Here is a 1,161-nt window from a genome sequence, read left to right as displayed (position 1 = left end):
CTTCTCGACACCAATGGGTGTCCACCCACCCAGTTCGCCCGTATAGAAATCTGCTCCCGACCATTTCAGCGAAGGCCCCGTCGCCGAACCGCTGCTGACGGCATCGAGATAGAAATTGCTGCCGATGCTGTCCAGTTTGGTCGAGCCGAACGACTCAATGACTACCGCCGAAACCGAGGCCAAATAAGCATTGATTAGGTCGCCGATGCTTATCGCGATGTTCCCTCTAATATCGATCACGAAATCCGCAAAGCGGTCGCCGTTGGTATCGCCCTGCAGCGTGGTGACGCCCAGCGCGCTGTTGTAGGAATAATTGAGTTCGCCGGCGGTGCCGGAGAATGCCGAACTCCCGATGAAGCGAAACAAATCGTAGCTGCCGCCTGCGATCGCGTCGATGGCGCTGAGATCGATGTGGTCGGCACCGGTCGAGAAATCCGTGATCAGGTCGTGCTGGCCGCTCGCGGCCGAGCTGTCGCCAAAGGCGAACACGAACGTGTCGGCGCCACTACCGCCGGTGAGTGTATCGAAGCCAGCGCCGCCGACCAGCCGATCGTCGCCCGCCCCGCCGTTCAGCGTATCGTTACCGCCACCGCCGATCAGCGTGTTGGCGATAGCGTTTCCTGTAATGGTATCGTTGCCCGAACCGCCGATCGCATTATCGATGTAGGATCGTACGTCGCCGTTAAACAAATAGGCGTTGAAGATGTTGCCCGAGGCATAGTGGCCGTTGCCGAGATAGGCAAGTTGCGTGGCAGACGTAATCGAAAATGCGCCAGGATTGAGGTTGACCGTCAAGGCCGTCGTGTAGTTCGAGAAGTCGTAGGTGTCGACGCCGTTGCCGTCCCACACCGTCTCGAATATGCGGTTCGACGAGCCGCCGGTGCCTGAACCTGGCGCCAGCTGCGCAACGCCGTTGATGAACTGCTGCCCGGTCGTCGAACTCCAAGAGTAGACGGTATTTTCGCTGTGAGTCGTGAAATCCGCGCCATACAGCGTCTGCAACGCGAGAATGTCGTTCGCCATATAGGTTTGCGGATAGCCAAAGGCCTCGGCCGTATAGCCGGTAAGCGGGGCGCCGGCATAGCTGCGATAGCTCATGACGGTGTACTCGGAATTGTCGTGCGCGGACGGCAACGCTACATTGGCGACGCCGCCCGTCTC

General features: G+C 59.3%; 1 protein-coding gene. It reads right to left on the bottom strand.

The features are described 5' to 3' along the window. Positions 1–1,161: M10 family metallopeptidase C-terminal domain-containing protein (locus Q8M88_RS12770; RefSeq protein ID WP_305597539.1), on the bottom strand; the 1,161-nt coding region annotated here is incomplete at both ends.

Origin of the sequence: Phenylobacterium sp. (assembly GCF_030693805.1) — a bacterium.
GTDB lineage: Bacteria > Pseudomonadota > Alphaproteobacteria > Caulobacterales > Caulobacteraceae > Phenylobacterium.
This window is presented reverse-complemented; position numbering and strand designations above follow the sequence as displayed.